This is a genomic window from Ruegeria sp. BG5 (assembly GCF_056538425.1).
Genome location: NZ_JBQFTC010000010.1, coordinates 1 through 14,618 on the forward strand (window position 1 = coordinate 1; position 14,618 = coordinate 14,618).

The window sequence follows — 14,618 nt, forward strand, 5'->3', positions numbered from 1 at the left end:
GGTTTTCGATTGTCTTCAGCCAGTCTATGACTTTCTTCCTGCCCGCCGTGCTGCGAACGGCCTGGCGCGGGGTCTTGCCATCCAGGGCAGGAATCGGCTGGTCAAGCGTATCGCGGTAATGCTGTTCGAGATATTCGTGGGCCATCTGACGGGCAAGGGCACGGGGGATGTCCTCTTCTTCTGCCACTCCGTTACTCGTGCTGTCATCCGCCATCATCTGTTCGGCGGTCTGGATTGATGTCAGCGGAGATTTCACCAGGTCGCCCAGGAGGTCCCGGACCAGGGCTTCGCCGCGTTCAGCGCGCGCTGTAGAGCTCACAGAAAGTGTGAGTGTCCGACCTTTCAGATCTAGGGACCCAAGCACGGAGGCCCCTGACATTGATTTGTCCAACACGAGGCCGGTGCCGTGCTTGGTGCCGGACGGGGTGTCGAGGTCAAGCCAGGTCCAATCCTTCTGGCCTGAGATCACGAGTTCTGCGGACTGTGTTAGCTTTTCAGATACCTGGCTTTGCGTCACTTTGCTGGCGAGGGGGAAGCGCATGTCGTGAAAGAGCAGGTTGTCGCCATCGCTGTTGCTGATTTGTGGTGGTTCCGGATCCAGTAGGTTCGGCAGATGTGCGAAGAGCCAGGCATTGGTGAAGAGGGGTGCGGAACGGTGTAGCTGATCCTGTGTCAGCCTCAGTTCAACGTCGGGGTTCAATTTCAACACGGAGCGGAGCCCGTCTTCAAAAAACGCGACGGTGTCGGGGTCGAATGGGAGCAGCGCCCCCGAGATCACGTTATAATCCCCCTGTGCGACAACCCGAGCTGCGATGCGATCCCATCGCTGCAGCATCTGCGTCGCGCTGTGTTCCCGGACGGTAACCGGCTCTGCGTCCGAAAGCATGTTGCGCAAGACCATGGATCTGCCGGGGTCTACCTCGCTCACCTCATAAAGGCTGACCGACGCGTCCCGCAATCCTTTGATATAGGCGCGGGTCTGCGCACTCTCCTTGGAACCGCTCCCTTTCAGATAAGCATCCGCAGCGTTTTCGGCGTCCGCTCCGAATGTCCTGCCCAGCAAATCTTCCAGGCCACCACCCCACAGGACCATCGGCCAATCCTCGCCCAGCAAGTCGCCCAGATCCTCGAACTCAAGATCGAAGGCCTCGAGCGCTGGCAGAAAATGCTCGTCCAACACATCAGCGAGCCGCTCATGCCAAATCTCGTCACGGGTGATAAACCCGATGAGCCCACCAAGATCGTTCCCCGTTGTCATCTTCAGCTTCTCCCTGTTTGCCGGACAGGGGCGATTTAGCGCAGATTGCAACCGCCAGCCAGCCCACACGCGTATGCAGACCTGCGTTACATGGAGGGACTTGTCATGGCGAATGCTATGTCTTTGGCTCCCGCCCAAAAAGCTCTGTGAAAAGCTTTTCGGAGCGGCGCAGGCCTTCATCGGTCAGTACCACCGATTTTGCCTTTCCAACCGGGTCCAGGATCAATCCGTTACGGTGCAGGCGATCAAGCGCTCCCCAGTCAAAGCCTTAGGGCCGTCCTGAACCCAGCGAATTCGGGGATGTTGCGAGCCGCTTCGACGACGGGTGTGAGCCCAACTAGTGGATTCGTCAGGGCGTTTCCGCCGGTATTCTATGATTGCTAAAAGATGGTGGTGCTGATCGCTGTCGTATTAGATTTTCCGCAAATATGCCCAAGAGACGTATCCCTTAAGCTTGCGCGCGCGCTCCAAAGAGACGCGGCACCAACGGGTGCCACCGGTCTGCTCACAGCCGTGAACTCGTAGTGCGGTTCCATTTGGAAGACCAACGATCACATTGAACCCTGTTCCAGGCCCACTGCGCATTTTTAGCATGTCACCGTCTTCGACGCCAAAAACCTCATATGTTCCGAGTGACGCGGCCGCCGCCGGTTTAACGTCCATGACGACCCCCAGGAACAAAGCCATTAGGGGTAAAAAGATTGCATTGCGCATCGCGATGTCCTGCTTATTGCCTCAACGACAATCGTAGCAACTCGGGTCACCAAGAGGAACAACTCCAAGACAGAAATGTAGGTGATACCAAAGCTTCAAACGCTACATTTCTTCCAAATGGTGGGGAACCCTGGCCCAGTTGGGGGCATCTTTCACAAAAACCTTGCTCGTTGGCTTGAAGTTGTTTGGCTCATCCAATGTCCCAGCCGCAATGCTCGTCAATCCGAAGGCTGTCACGCCCCACAGGCCTGATCCGCAGGTGCCACAAAAATGCTTGATGACAGGTCGACCTTCCTTTGAGGTCTTCTCAAAGGTCCGTGGTTTGCCTTTCAGCAGCTGCAGGTCTTCCGACTTTATCATGTACCCGGCATAACCGTCCGTTCCGGTCATCGATAGGCAATCACTGCAAAAACACATGAGTTGCATTACTGCGCTGCCAGTGACCTGGTATCGAACCTCACCGCAAAAACATCCGCCTTCCAAGATTTCAGCCACGTTGCCTTCATCCTTCTATTTCGTTTTGCAAGATATGAGAAAACCGTACCTACTCTGGCCAGTGGTCACAACGGTTCCAGCAGCGGAATGTGGAATGGTGCCAATATGAGCTCCTGTACCTGGATGGGTACGAGGCAAGCATCAGACAGATTGAGTTGTCGAATGTTTTCATCACGGTTCTGAATCCTTGCCAATTGACTGTTCCAGCAAAGTCATTGGACAGACGAGCTTTATTGATCGACAATCGCGTCATGGAGCTGACAGACACCACACCTGTGCACCTGATCCATGTGGACCCTGAGATCAACATGGCGCGGTTCTATGGCATCGAGTTGCAGCCGACGTTGTTTGGGGAGGTTTCAGTGCTTCGTACCTGGGGGCGTATTGGCACGAACGGGCAAGCCATGATGGTGACGTATGATGACGAAGCCCTGGCTAGTGAAGCGCTCCACAATCTCGAAAAGCAAAAGCTCCGTCGAGGGTATGTTCCGGTCGGTGAGTGACTTCGGGCTGCAGTCTGTTTCTGTGGCAAATCCCGAGCCTTTCGGCTCGTGAGCAGGCTCTAGGTTTCAGCCGACGTATCGGCTTCCACCCAGAACACCCCAGAATGATCTCCCTGTCCCAGTAGCCCCTGACCCGTCTCTTGCGAGCCGGGGCAGGGGCTTTGGGTCATGGTCGGTCCATGCCGTGGTGATCTGCCCATTCGGGTGACGGTCCCTTTTGCGCTCACGCAGGATCAGAGATCCTTTGTCCTTTCCTTGTGGGTCAGGCGGGATTTGGACAAGCCAAACGCTACCTTCCGTAAGGGGGAAGGCGCGGCCTCCCCCCTCGGACAAGACAAATAGACAATACCGTGTCCTCGCGCGCCTGCGCTGCGGGCCGCACCACTCTTGTCGATTGGTCCTGTCTCGCCCCTCTCCGCGTTCGCCACGGGGCAGGTTTTAGAGACGACGCCCTTTCAGGGCTCGGCTCAAAACCAGCACCAAAGGGGATCAACCCCAGAGGTCGCACCACAAAAGGAGAGACGGTTTTGGACATTGAAAAGACAAAAGACATCGACACTGACACCAGCCTGCAGGCGGCAGAGATTGCGACCCAGAATGACCTATTTCGGAAAGCGCTGATCGATCCGACTGCGGCAATCGAGATGCATTCTAAGGGAATTCAGGGTCAGGTATTTGTCACGCCCGGCGTGTCAGGTGAAGGGATGGAGTTCCAGACTGCAGCTTTGGCAGCGGTGGCGTCGGATGACCAGTTTGACGAGGGCAATGACCCCTATGGCGATCACACCTTTGGGGCGGTGACAGTCCGTGACCAGAAGCTGTTCTGGAAGATCGATCTTTACGACACGGACTACACGTATGGGTCCGACCGGCCGTTTGACACGTCAGTGACGCGCCGCGTTCTGACCATCATGTGCCCCAGCGAATACTGATCTCAATCCCAAACCGGAAAGGAGGTGAACACCATGAGCAATGAAATCTTGCAGCAACGTATCGCAGAAGCGTGGGCGCTAATCAGGAAGGGCGACAATTTCCACATCGCGCGCCGCTTCCTGATCCAACACGCAGCCATCTAAACGGCTCCGCTCTACCCCGGAAGGGGTAGGGCACCCTTAACACGATCTCAAACACTCAAACAAGGATTTGCCCCATGAGCAAAGTCGAAACATTCACCGCACCGGAAACCATCGAAACCGTATCCCTGTCCGATCTCTACCTGTCTGACATCAACCCACGACAGGAGGTTGGTGAGGAAGGTATTGCACTTCTGGCCGACAGTTTGGTTATGTGTGGCTTGATCCAGAACCTCAGCGGGTTGCGCGATACCGATGGCAAAGTCGCAATCGTTGCCGGTGGTCGCCGCCTACGGGCTCTGAACATCGCCGTGACTGAGCGCGCTGATCTGGCACAGGTTCCCGTTAAGGTCACGGACAATCCCTTCGTGGCTGAGCAATGGGCCAATGCGGAGAACACCGCCCGTGAAGAACTGGACCCTGTGGACGAGGTCCGTGCTTATGGCAAAATGGCCGAGAAATCTCTGTCTATTGCCAAGATCAGCAATGCGTTTGGCGTGACCGAATCCCATGTGCGCCGCCGCCTCGCGCTTGCCAGTCTGCCCGCCGCCGTTCTGGATGCGCTCAAAGCCGGTGAGATCAGCATGGGGCTGGCCAAGGCCATGACCGTCAGCACCGAAGAAGAGAAAATTCTGGAGGTTCTGGAACGGGCCAAAGAATGTCGGTGGTTCAGTGAGCATGATGTCAAACAGGCACTGACGTCGGAGGCTGTTAGCAGCACTAGCCGCAAGGCCGTATTTGTCGGGCAGAAGGCTTATGTTGAGGCGGGCGGCACCGTCACCGCTGATCTGTTTGCCGATGAAACCCTATTCAATGAAGGCGCGTTACTGGATCGTCTGTTTGCCGAGAAACTGGCGGTAGAAGCGGAAAAACTGCGCGACGCGGAAGGCTGGGACTGGGTGGACACCCATGAGGAAAGCTACATTCCCTATGGGTTCTCGGGTACGAAAGACATGCACCGTTTGGACATGGTGAGCCGGGACTTCACCGAAGGACAGGCCGAACGGTATGACGAACTTGCCGAACTCTATGAGGGTGAGGCTCTGGACGCGGATGGTGAAAAGGAGCTGGCCGCGCTTGAGGACTATACGGCGCCGTTCTATTCTGACGCGCAGCGCAAGCTGTCCGGCGTGTTTGTCTATGTCACCAACAATGGCGAGATCAAAACATCCCCGGCCTATGTCGCGGCGGAACATGTTCAGGCTGCCATTGAGGCTGGTGTTCTGGCCCCGGTCAAAGAACCGGAGATCAAGGAAGAACCAAAACCAGTTTATTCGCAGAAGTTCATCGACGACATGGTGGCGATCCGGCTGGCAGCGGTTCAAACGGCCCTGCTGGACAAGCCTGATTATGTGTTGAGCCTGTTTGCTTTCTTTGCCACCCCGGCCTCCGGTCTGAGCAGCAATCTGTTTGGGTTTGGCTATGGTGGTGCCGAGCGGAACACACCCGAGATCGATGACCAGTTCATCCTCGACCCGCGTCTTGGCGGAGAACGGGATGAAGCGGCACAGGCAGCCTATGACCAGTTCCACGAGATTGCCGCACAAGGCAGCGTGGAAGCGTTCAAAGCGTTTCGCGATCTGGGCAAGAAGACCCGCAATGGTGAGATCACGGGTTTTCTGGCCCGGCGGTTTCTGACCCAACGCCCGGAGTTCATGGCGGAGATCGAGGCTGAGATCGAGGCTGACATGCGCGCGATCTGGACCCCTTCGGCTGAAAACTGCTTCAAGCGTCTGAAAGGCTGGCAGCTGGATGATCTCTACAAAGACCTGCTGGACCTGCACATCGACGCCGACATGTTCAAAGCCTTCGCGAAATCCAAAAAGGGTGCCAAGAACGAGGCGCTGCACAAGCTCTTCAATGATCCAGAGCATCAAAAGGCACTGGGCGTGACCGAGGCACAGAAAGCCCGGATCGATGCATGGGTGCCGGATTGCTTCTGAAACTGGCAGGGCAGGGCGCAACGCGCCCTGCTTTTCAGCAATGATTTTTGATTTTAGTTCAATGGTATAGGTTGTTTTGACTTGAAAGGTTGTAGCCTGTAGGCTACATATAGGTATGATAGAAATTCGTAAGACGGACCTGTTCGACAAGTGGCTCAAGGGCCTGAAGGACCAAAGGGCGAGAGCCAGGATCTTGGTTCGCATCACGCGGTTGAGCCTGGGCAATCCCGGTGATGTGAAACCGGTTGGTGAAGGTGTGAGTGAACTGCGTATCTCCGAAGGGAAGGGGTATCGCGTTTACTATGTGTCGCGCGGTGACGTTTTGATCGTTTTGCTGTGCGGGGGAGACAAGTCATCCCAGCAAGCCGACATCAAAACCGCCAAGGCGATGGCAAGAGAGTTGGAGTGAAAAACATGGGTGTCAAAACAACGAAGTTTGAAGCGGCTGACTATCTGGACAGCCCGGAAGCCATTCAAGCCTATCTTGAAGCGGCTTTTGAAACCAGCGACACGGCGCTGATCGCGTCGGCACTTGGCGATGTTGCCAAGGCCAAAGGTATGTCGAGTGTGGCCGACAAATCTGGTCTGTCTCGGGAAAGCCTCTACCGCGCACTTAGCGAAAATGGCAATCCCGAGTTTGGCACGGTGCTGAAAGTGCTGAGCGCTGTGGGTGTGACGCTCACCCCGAAAATGCACGTGAATTAACCCACTTTAAAGGCTATCCACCATGTCCACCGATGCAGCTCCGTCTACGGTTGAAAAAGCCGCCCGCCGCGTCTGGAAATCCGCGCAGATGTTCGTCGGGTTTCATACAGACCAGAAGGGCAAGCCGCGCACACAGCCGAAGCTCTGGCCGCCAAAAAACGGGAGCGCGTCGATCCATGGTGATCCCAGCGCGCAGGAGGCCATCGTGGTCGTCAAAGCCGCTGATCCGGACGAGGTACAGGACGTGCAGATCAAGCTGCACCCAAACCGCATTGTTGTGCGCCGCGATGCAGATGCCTGGTGGCAGGGTGTCGCTGTAGATGAGCATACCGTGACGGTCCGAATGGCCGACAACACGATCATCGAAATCCGCCATGACGGATCGGTGAAGCGGCGCTCGGCAGAGGACGAAACCCATGTTGAAGCAGATGGCAGCATCTTCAAGTTCACGGAATTTGCCGAGGCGCATATGACGGGTGACGGGGTGGAAATGACCCGCCGCACAGAGGATCGCATTGCCACGATCACAGCTGACGGTGTTGTCGATCGCGCGCGCAAGCGTTAGCCTGTAAAGAATACCTCCAGATTTTCCTTTGGTTAAACTCGTGGCCCGCTTCGGTGGGCCTTTTTCTTGGCGTACTCATCACTGTATCTGCCCGTGCGCCGGTCTCGCCCCGCGACAGCGCTTGAGAGAGTTCTTGCGGATTACCGGGGCGTCCTACCGAACCCGCCAATCCAAATTGAGTCCGGCTGTTTACCTGATCCGCACAAGCACGGACCAGGGCCGGACCGTCCGGTCTTTGGCCTCCGCCAGTTGGATAGGGCGGTTTGCACCGTCCGTCATTCTTCATCCTTTGCGACGACGGTCATACCGACCCAGAAGGGCAACCCCCAACTTAGAACTGAGCGCCGCGCCTGTGTCGGATCGAGGTGATGTTGCCGCCATCAAAGACATCGTTTTGTTCAGATGTTCCGCGCGCAGCGATCCCAGAAAGCCTTGCCTTTCACCAGGTCTGACAGTTTCAAGTACGTTGCCGGAGAAGATCCTCGGCTGCGGTGTTTCTGAAGGGATGAACATAAGCGGGCAGTCGGGGAAGACGCGCGGCGCCCGGGCCGGGCGCCGCGCTTCAACAAGGAATGTCCCCTGCGCCTGCGGCGCATTCCGCGCGGATCAAATTCCCTGCTGACATCCCCTTGATGCCCGCTTTTCCCTTGTTCATCGAAACACGCCATAGCGAGGATCAAACAATGGCAACTCAAACTCTGAAACTGAGCGTCAAGACCGGTGAAAAAGAAGGCAAGACATTCTGGGATCGATGCGGGGTGCTCTTCGTCAATACCGATGAGACCGGCACCATCACCTCGATCCAGGTCAAGCACAGCATGTTCCCTGGCGTTGAGATGGTGGCCTTCCCGAAGCGCACCGATGACGATCCCGTCACCGAATGACGGGAGGGCAGGGCGGCGCAAGCCGCCCTTTCTTCTGCTCCGGCCGCAGGCCGGACCACATATGCGCCACAGGTGGCGCGCGGTCCTAAGACCGGGCAGGGGTGCCGACCTGCCCCAATGCGGCAGCAGACAACCCTGCCACACCCGCCGCGAAAGCGGCGGGACATTGAGCGCGCTGAGGCGCGCGGAAAATGCCATACTGACCTTGAACGTGCCGGTATGTGACGGGCGCTGTTCGGGCAGCTCCCGCTTTGCGTGATTGCCCTGCGCCGGTCCACCGGCACCCACGCCTGCTGGCTGGAAAAGGGGCAGGACCCTTTTCCCGGCGTGGAGATTGCCTCCAAGAGCAAAACTGTTCCGGGGGCAATTTGAGAAAATACGGATTTCTAAAATCACCCCCGGTTTCCTCTTGGAGAGTATGACAGGATAAGGTAGTTGTGTTACAAGTCATAAAAACAACCAGAGGTATACATTGAGCAAGCCCGGCGACACCACTGTCTTTTCCGTTCGATTGCCGTCAGATGCGTTGGTGCGTTTGGAGGAGGCCGTGCAGTCGCTTGGGGCCAAGAGCCGCAACCAGATCATCCAACGACTGATCTATCGTCTGATCGGGTATCTCGATCCTGACCCGGCCGTTGTCGATCTCTGGCAGACGCACTTGCGGCAGGTTCAGGGTGGATACACCAACCTCAATCAGCTCGCAAAATCGGCCAAACGCGGTTCGGTGATCTGGACCGATGACGACCGGCGCGATGTCGAAAACCTCCATCGTGCGATCATCCAGCACCGGCAAGACCTGAAGGCGCTGATCACCGCGGCCCGCCGAAACCGAGAGCCAGACTCCGCCATTCGCCGAATCTTGCGCGACGATGAGAGGACATCTGAAGCATGAACGTCGCGGCTCACAATTTGACGGCAGGGGACTTTCTGGAGCTAGCCTTCCGGGAAGCGCAGAAGGGTATCGATCGGTCCAAGCAGATCAGCCAGCAGCTGCAAACCGCCAAGCGCATGAAGTTCATGATCTCGCGGGCCTCATCCATCAAGGCGCGGCTTGGTGCTGTGGTTGGAAAGCCCGAGGCGGTTGTGAAACACGTCCGCAAAGGTGGGGTGAAAAAAGCGCATGAGCTGCGCCGCCAGATCAATTACCTGACCGTCAGGGCAGAGGGCGTGTTGGACATCCGCGACAATGGTGTGACCCCGCTCGATGCCGATCAGGTGAGTGATCTGATCGAGACCTGGGCCGAGGATTTCAACGGGAAAACCAACTATGGTTATACCCGTCACATGATCGTTTCTTTTCCCGAAGGCACCTATCCGGATGCCGCGCATGAGGCCGGTTTGGACTTCGCGGATCGCCTGTTTGGGAGCGGTGATTTTGGCGATACCTGGGACTATCTGACCGTGTTCCACAACGACACTGACAACCCCCATGTCCACATCGTTGTGAATAACCGAGGCGTGGAACATGGGCAGTGGTTGGCTATGGGTATGAGCAGCGACATGAACATCGACGTTCAGCGCTCTATCCAGGTTGAGGTTGCCGAAGGATACGGAATTGAGCTGACCGCAACGACCCGCCTTGAGCGCGGTTTGCGGCAGGAAGTTGAGACCGACACGTGGAAGGTTCAGGCCGGACTGTCTGTTGTTGAAAGCACTCCGGAGGTTGAAGTTACGGCCCGCGACATGGCCGGTGATGTGATGACACTCTCCATCGCAAGAATGTCGGATCTGTTTGATGAGCGCGCCAACGCTGTCAAAGACCGGATCGAAGAGTTTGCCATCCAACTCGTTGAAAGTGAGGAACCTATGGTATCGAGAATGGAACATCTGCTGGATCAAGCCCATCATTTTGATGATTACGGCGAGCCAGGAGACCCGTCTTATGTGTCGCCCGAAGTCATGAGCAACTTGCGGCGACACATCGAATTAGGCGGTTCTGAGGAAACAATCGCACCCGAGCTGAAGGCTCAGGTTGTTGCCCATATCAGCGACGTTCGGGACAACGAACAGAGCCATCCGTATCTGTCTGCCCTTGCTGATATTGTCGATGACAAGGCGTTCCAGTCGTCCGCTGATTATGCCCCGGCAGCACGCCGGTACGAGGTCTATATACAGGACACCTTGGGCAAGGGGGCCTATGAGGACTTCCAGACTCAGACCAAAGAATTGCTGCAATCCATCGACAAGATGGAAGGGCTGGCCCGTGAGGTTGACGACCCTCATCTGCGTGTCGCTATGGATATTCAAATTGGCGAGTTGAAGGGCGACGTTGCGGACCTGCGCACCAACGATCCGGACCTTCAAGCCTTCATCATCGAGGACCGCCGCTATTCAACGATGATGGGAATGGGCACTGCCGAAATGGATGTCTTGGATTATTCAGAGGCCGGCAAGTGGGCAGCGATCCGCAAAGAAGTCACCGACACGGCCAGCAGCTACGGCCTCGATGGCGAGGCGTTCGTTGCCCGCTTTGGCGATCATCAGAACGTCACCCTGGGTACAACAATGGGATGGCGCAGCGACGACATTTCGACCGCCGCGGCCCACTTCCAGGCGCAAGGATTACCCGACAGCCACGACCGCGCTGAGGCCGTTGTTGACGAGCTGCACCAGCTTGCGTCTTCCAGGATCATCGCAATCTCAGAAGAACTTTCAGACGTTCACGCCCACGCAACGCACCCGCTCTTGCAGGGGCGCGGTGACGATGACGGGCACAGCTTGTAAGGACTTTAACCGGTCTGCCTGATGCGCGCGCCAACGCCCCAGGCAGACCCATCACAGAGTTTTCCATCAACTCGCAAAGGAAAAACTATGGTTTCGCGTACAGACTATCTTTTGAACGAAGTCGAACACTTCGCACCCTATTCCAGATTTGATCAATCCGCCCCGCGTGAAGATCGCGTTTCAGAGCAGATCGACATCATCAGGAAAGAACAGCAGGCGATGGGCTTTGATCGTGCAGCCATCGCCTCAAACAGCTTCGACATCGAGGACCAGGCCAACCGCCGTGTTGACGAACATACTGCGCAACAAGATCTGGTCGAAGAATTCAAAATCGAATTTGAAGCTGCGGAGCGGTCAGGGGAGCCGGTTGATCTGAACGATATGCAGGCTTTGGTTTCTCAGCACATGAGTGATGCTCAGGAATACGATCTGTATCACCCTTACTATTCGTCCCTTGCGGATCTGAGTGGTGACAAGGATTTTCAGGAGTCCGACGACTACCAGTCGCCCGGTGATCGCTATGTTCAGTATATGCAATCCGCTTTGGGGGAGGCCATCTTTGAGAACTACGAGCAGCAGACCAAGGACATCGTGAACTCCATCGAGAACATGGAGGCTCTTGCACGAGAGGTCGAAGATCCACACTTGCGTGCCGCAATGGACGTTCAGATCGGGGAGTTGAAAGGCGATGTTGCCGAACTGCGCCCATATGACACCGACCTGCAGGCATACACTTTGGCTGATGACAGCTACACCACATCCATGAATGCGGCCGAGTTGGACAACCTGGACCCCACGGAAGCCGAAAAATGGCTGGCTGTGCGTGATGACATTGTGGCGACCGCGCACAGCTTCGGTCTCGACGGAAGCAAGTTCCTGGCCCGCTACAACGATCATGACAGCGTTTCAATCGGCACAACGGCGACTTGGAAAGACGCGGACATTTCCACCGCTGCCGCCCATTTCAACAGCCAAGGCGTTCCGGACAGCTACGAGCGCGCGGAGGCCGTTGTTGGTGAGCTGCACCAAGTTTCATCCAGCAAGATTGCCGCCGTGGTGCAAGAGATTGCCCATACCCGCGAACAGGCTACCCACGTCCATGAGTATGATGGACACAGTCTTTAACCACGGAGGACATGATAGATGATTGTTCGCGCCGGTGAATGTGTTGCCGGGAACAGCGAGACCACCGGGTTGGAGTAATGTGGGGTCTGTTCCGATTGGGACGGACTCTTGTCCTTGGACATTCCGGGCATTCGCTGCACCACGTTTGAATAGGCAAGAAGCGGACAAAACAGTCTTTCGCTGGGACTAAAGCAATGTCCGCTCATAGTTTAGTGATCGTGGTGACAGAGTTTATGATCGGCAAGAGACGCGAGCACATAGCAGTTCTCTGACACTCCTTCGTCATCACAGCCCTTCGAAATCCGAACCAGCTCTTTTTCAAGAGCCCGTAGTCGTTTGATCTTTGCTCTTACTTCGGAAAGTTGTGAGACGGCGATGTCCGTTGCGGCTTGGCATGAACGATCCGGGTGGCCTTGAAGCACAATCAATTCGGAGATCGCTTCAATTGAGAAACCAAGATCGCGTGCATGCTTGATGAAACTGAGACGCTCTAGCCCTGCCACATCGTAGCGCCGTTGGTTGCCTTCGGTGCGTTCTGGTGCGGCAAGCAGGCCCATTTCCTCATAGTAGCGGATAGTCGGAACTTTGACCTTCGTGCGCTTGGAAAGCTCCCCGATAGAAAACATGAAAATACCTCTTGAACCTCTAGTAACTAGAGACACTACACTATGGTCACGACAGATACAAAAAGGGCTTCCCAATGTCAGCATGTTGCGGACACAACGCCAAATTCGACGGCGTATCAGACGACTACAAAAGGAGGCTGTGGATTGTCATTGCTCTGAACGCGGTGATGTTCGTCGTCGAGATGACTGCCGGTCACTATGCAAAGTCTCAGGCACTTCAGGCCGACGCTCTAGACTTCCTTGGGGATGCTTTGACCTACGGTATCTCGCTGGCAGTGATCGGGGCTTCAATCCGTGCACGCACCAATGCCGCTCTGGCGAAAGGGGTGAGCTTGCTGCTGATGGGTCTTTGGGTGTTTGGATCGACCGTGTACCGGGTGTTCTATGTCGGAGTGCCGGAGGCCGAGATCATGGGCATCGTTGGCTTTTTCGCTCTTATGACCAATCTCGCAAGTGTTCTCTTGCTCGTCCGTTACAAGGACGGCGATGCAAATGTGCGCTCTGTCTGGCTATGTTCGCGTAATGACGCCATTGGCAATGTGGCCGTTATGTTTGCAGCTTTAGGCGTCTGGGGCACAGCTAGCGGTTGGCCTGACCTGATTGTTGCGGCGGTCATGGCAACGTTGTTTCTTTCCTCTGCTTTCCAGATCGTGCGCCAAGCGCTCGCCGAGCGTCGGGAAGTTGGCGAACATGAGCATGTTTGACGTGGATTATGACCTTTGATCTCGAATGATACGAAATCGGCTCAATTTAGTTGGAAATACCAAGGACTCTCGCCATGAACCTGAAACGCCGCCAAGTACTGACTTACGCCGCTGGCTTTGCCAGCACAGTACCATTTGCCGCGTTTGCGCAAGACACGCCTTCCGTCCGTGTTCTCAAGGATCCGAACTGCGGCTGTTGCCAGGTTTGGATCGACATCCTGCGGCAGGAAGGCTTTCGCATTACCGAGGAGCGCAGCTTTGGAACACAGCTTGTCCGCCACAAATTGGACAACGGCATTCCCGAAGAAATGATGTCCTGCCACACAGGCGAGATCGATGGCTATATGATCGAGGGGCATGTGCCGGTTGCAGACATTCGTCGTCTGCTGGAGGAGCAACCCAGTGCTGTTGGACTTGCTGTTCCTGGCATGCCCTACGGTTCCCCTGGGATGGGGCCGGAAGATCGTCGTGAGGCCTACGACGTGTTTTTGATCCTCAAGGACGGTAGCACCGAGGTGTTCAAGAGTTACGAAGCGGCCTGAGGCGACGTTCATCGAGCGGAAACAGTAAGGAGGAGAAGATGACGAAGCTTGGATTACGCACTCTTACCTTAAGCGTTCTGTCTATCACCATTGCTACAGTGGGTTGCGCACAACAACAACGAGGAGATTGGTGGGGTCACGGGCCAATGGGATCTAACCACATGAGGTCTGAGCACATGCGTGGTTGGGGGCACGGCAATATGGGGCCTGGCCAGCAGCAGCGCATGCAACGACATTGGACGTATATGAACGAGGACGTGCCCGCAGCCTACCGCGGGGCTCGGAGCACCATTCGTGCAACGCCCGAGAATGTTTCGGAGGGCAAGACGCTATATACGGAAAACTGCGCAAGCTGTCATGGAGCTGAGGGTTTGGGCGATGGTGAAGCCGGACGTTCGCTCGCGCCCTCTCCCGCTCTCCTACGATGGTTCGTTCAGATGCCGATGTCGGGGGACGAGTACCTTCTTTGGGCAATTTCCGAGGGCGGCGAACGCTTCGGAACAGACATGCCAGCCTTCAAGGAAGCGCTGAGCGAAGAAGACCTTTGGAAGATCATCGTTTATATGCGTGCGGGGTTCCCTTGATCTGTCGTCAATCTGTTGGTTTTTGATGAGTGTTTTTGCTGTCGATACTATGACGACAATTCTCAGCAGGCATAAAGCTGACAATGCGCCATTCTAGTAAGCTTCACGGAAGCGGACATATATGTAAGTCGCAGCACGAGCAGGTTAGGGCTCTCTCCTGCCGTTCTCTGCAT

The 14,618-nt window shown here is 56.0% G+C and carries 17 protein-coding genes and 1 pseudogene; 13 read left to right on the forward strand and 5 right to left on the reverse strand.

Annotated features, from left to right (window positions below):
• The 4 genes and pseudogenes from ACR0KX_RS19945 to ACR0KX_RS19960 form a co-directional block, all read right to left on the reverse strand.
• On the reverse strand, nt 1–1,258 hold a 1,258-nt coding region (locus tag ACR0KX_RS19945), incomplete at its 3' end, for a DUF7986 domain-containing protein (protein ID WP_480708737.1).
• Between the two features lie 115 nt (nt 1,259–1,373).
• Nucleotides 1,374–1,514, reverse strand: a pseudogene (locus ACR0KX_RS19950) (DUF6429 family protein); the annotation flags it as partial.
• A gap of 155 nt (nt 1,515–1,669) precedes the next feature.
• The gene (locus ACR0KX_RS19955) at nt 1,670–1,972 is read right to left on the reverse strand and encodes an SH3 domain-containing protein (protein ID WP_152460662.1); all 303 of its coding nucleotides are present in this window, start codon (nt 1,970–1,972) and stop codon (nt 1,670–1,672) included.
• A gap of 102 nt (nt 1,973–2,074) precedes the next feature.
• Entirely contained in the window at nt 2,075–2,467 is a 393-nt protein-coding gene (locus ACR0KX_RS19960; protein WP_152460663.1) for a GFA family protein, read from the reverse strand.
• Nucleotides 2,468–2,718: 251 nt separating this feature from the next.
• Between ACR0KX_RS19960 and ACR0KX_RS19965 the strand changes: the two genes are divergently transcribed.
• From ACR0KX_RS19965 to ACR0KX_RS20010, 10 genes are all read left to right on the forward strand, one after another.
• On the forward strand, nt 2,719–2,970 hold the full coding sequence (locus ACR0KX_RS19965) for a WGR domain-containing protein (RefSeq protein WP_170418006.1): 252 nt from the start codon (nt 2,719–2,721) through the stop codon (nt 2,968–2,970).
• A 527-nt stretch (nt 2,971–3,497) separates the two neighbouring features.
• A complete protein-coding gene (locus ACR0KX_RS19970) occupies nt 3,498–3,902 on the forward strand; it encodes a DUF3768 domain-containing protein (RefSeq protein ID WP_152460664.1) in 405 nt (134 codons plus the stop codon).
• Nucleotides 3,903–4,120: 218 nt separating this feature from the next.
• Nucleotides 4,121–5,986: a ParB/RepB/Spo0J family partition protein gene (locus tag ACR0KX_RS19975; protein ID WP_170417794.1), complete on the forward strand. Its 1,866-nt coding sequence runs from the start codon at nt 4,121–4,123 to the stop codon at nt 5,984–5,986.
• A 115-nt stretch (nt 5,987–6,101) separates the two neighbouring features.
• Nucleotides 6,102–6,395: a type II toxin-antitoxin system RelE/ParE family toxin gene (locus tag ACR0KX_RS19980; RefSeq protein ID WP_170417791.1), complete on the forward strand. Its 294-nt coding sequence runs from the start codon at nt 6,102–6,104 to the stop codon at nt 6,393–6,395.
• A gap of 5 nt (nt 6,396–6,400) precedes the next feature.
• A complete protein-coding gene (locus tag ACR0KX_RS19985; RefSeq protein WP_152460667.1) occupies nt 6,401–6,691 on the forward strand; it encodes an addiction module antidote protein in 291 nt (96 codons plus the stop codon).
• A 22-nt stretch (nt 6,692–6,713) separates the two neighbouring features.
• Nucleotides 6,714–7,256 (forward strand): hypothetical protein, encoded by a 543-nt coding sequence (locus tag ACR0KX_RS19990; protein ID WP_170417788.1) that lies wholly within the window; start codon nt 6,714–6,716, stop codon nt 7,254–7,256.
• Nucleotides 7,257–7,939: 683 nt separating this feature from the next.
• A complete protein-coding gene (locus ACR0KX_RS19995; RefSeq protein ID WP_170417785.1) occupies nt 7,940–8,140 on the forward strand; it encodes a hypothetical protein in 201 nt (66 codons plus the stop codon).
• A 472-nt stretch (nt 8,141–8,612) separates the two neighbouring features.
• A complete protein-coding gene (locus ACR0KX_RS20000; protein WP_170417782.1) occupies nt 8,613–9,032 on the forward strand; it encodes a hypothetical protein in 420 nt (139 codons plus the stop codon).
• Nucleotides 9,029–10,864 carry a relaxase/mobilization nuclease domain-containing protein gene (locus ACR0KX_RS20005; RefSeq protein ID WP_170417779.1) on the forward strand — a complete coding sequence of 612 codons (1,836 nt, stop codon included), beginning with the start codon at nt 9,029–9,031 and terminating at the stop codon, nt 10,862–10,864. The genes ACR0KX_RS20000 and ACR0KX_RS20005 overlap by 4 nt, the downstream gene beginning before the upstream one ends.
• Before the next feature lie 87 nt (nt 10,865–10,951).
• Nucleotides 10,952–11,989, forward strand: a complete 1,038-nt coding sequence (locus ACR0KX_RS20010; RefSeq protein ID WP_170417776.1) for a hypothetical protein — start codon at nt 10,952–10,954, stop codon at nt 11,987–11,989.
• 209 nt (nt 11,990–12,198) lie between these two features.
• On the opposite strand, the gene ACR0KX_RS20015 is transcribed toward ACR0KX_RS20010, so the two are convergent.
• Nucleotides 12,199–12,615 (reverse strand): MerR family transcriptional regulator, encoded by a 417-nt coding sequence (locus ACR0KX_RS20015; RefSeq protein ID WP_170417773.1) that lies wholly within the window; start codon nt 12,613–12,615, stop codon nt 12,199–12,201.
• 74 nt (nt 12,616–12,689) lie between these two features.
• Between ACR0KX_RS20015 and ACR0KX_RS20020 the strand changes: the two genes are divergently transcribed.
• From ACR0KX_RS20020 to ACR0KX_RS20030, 3 genes are all read left to right on the forward strand, one after another.
• The gene (locus ACR0KX_RS20020; protein WP_170417770.1) at nt 12,690–13,319 is read left to right on the forward strand and encodes a cation efflux transmembrane domain-containing protein; all 630 of its coding nucleotides are present in this window, start codon (nt 12,690–12,692) and stop codon (nt 13,317–13,319) included.
• Between the two features lie 74 nt (nt 13,320–13,393).
• A complete protein-coding gene (locus ACR0KX_RS20025) occupies nt 13,394–13,861 on the forward strand; it encodes a DUF411 domain-containing protein (protein ID WP_170417767.1) in 468 nt (155 codons plus the stop codon).
• Nucleotides 13,862–14,106: 245 nt separating this feature from the next.
• Nucleotides 14,107–14,445, forward strand: coding sequence for a c-type cytochrome (locus ACR0KX_RS20030; RefSeq protein WP_214646850.1), 339 nt, complete (start codon nt 14,107–14,109; stop codon nt 14,443–14,445).
• Nucleotides 14,446–14,618: the final 173 nt, after the last annotated feature.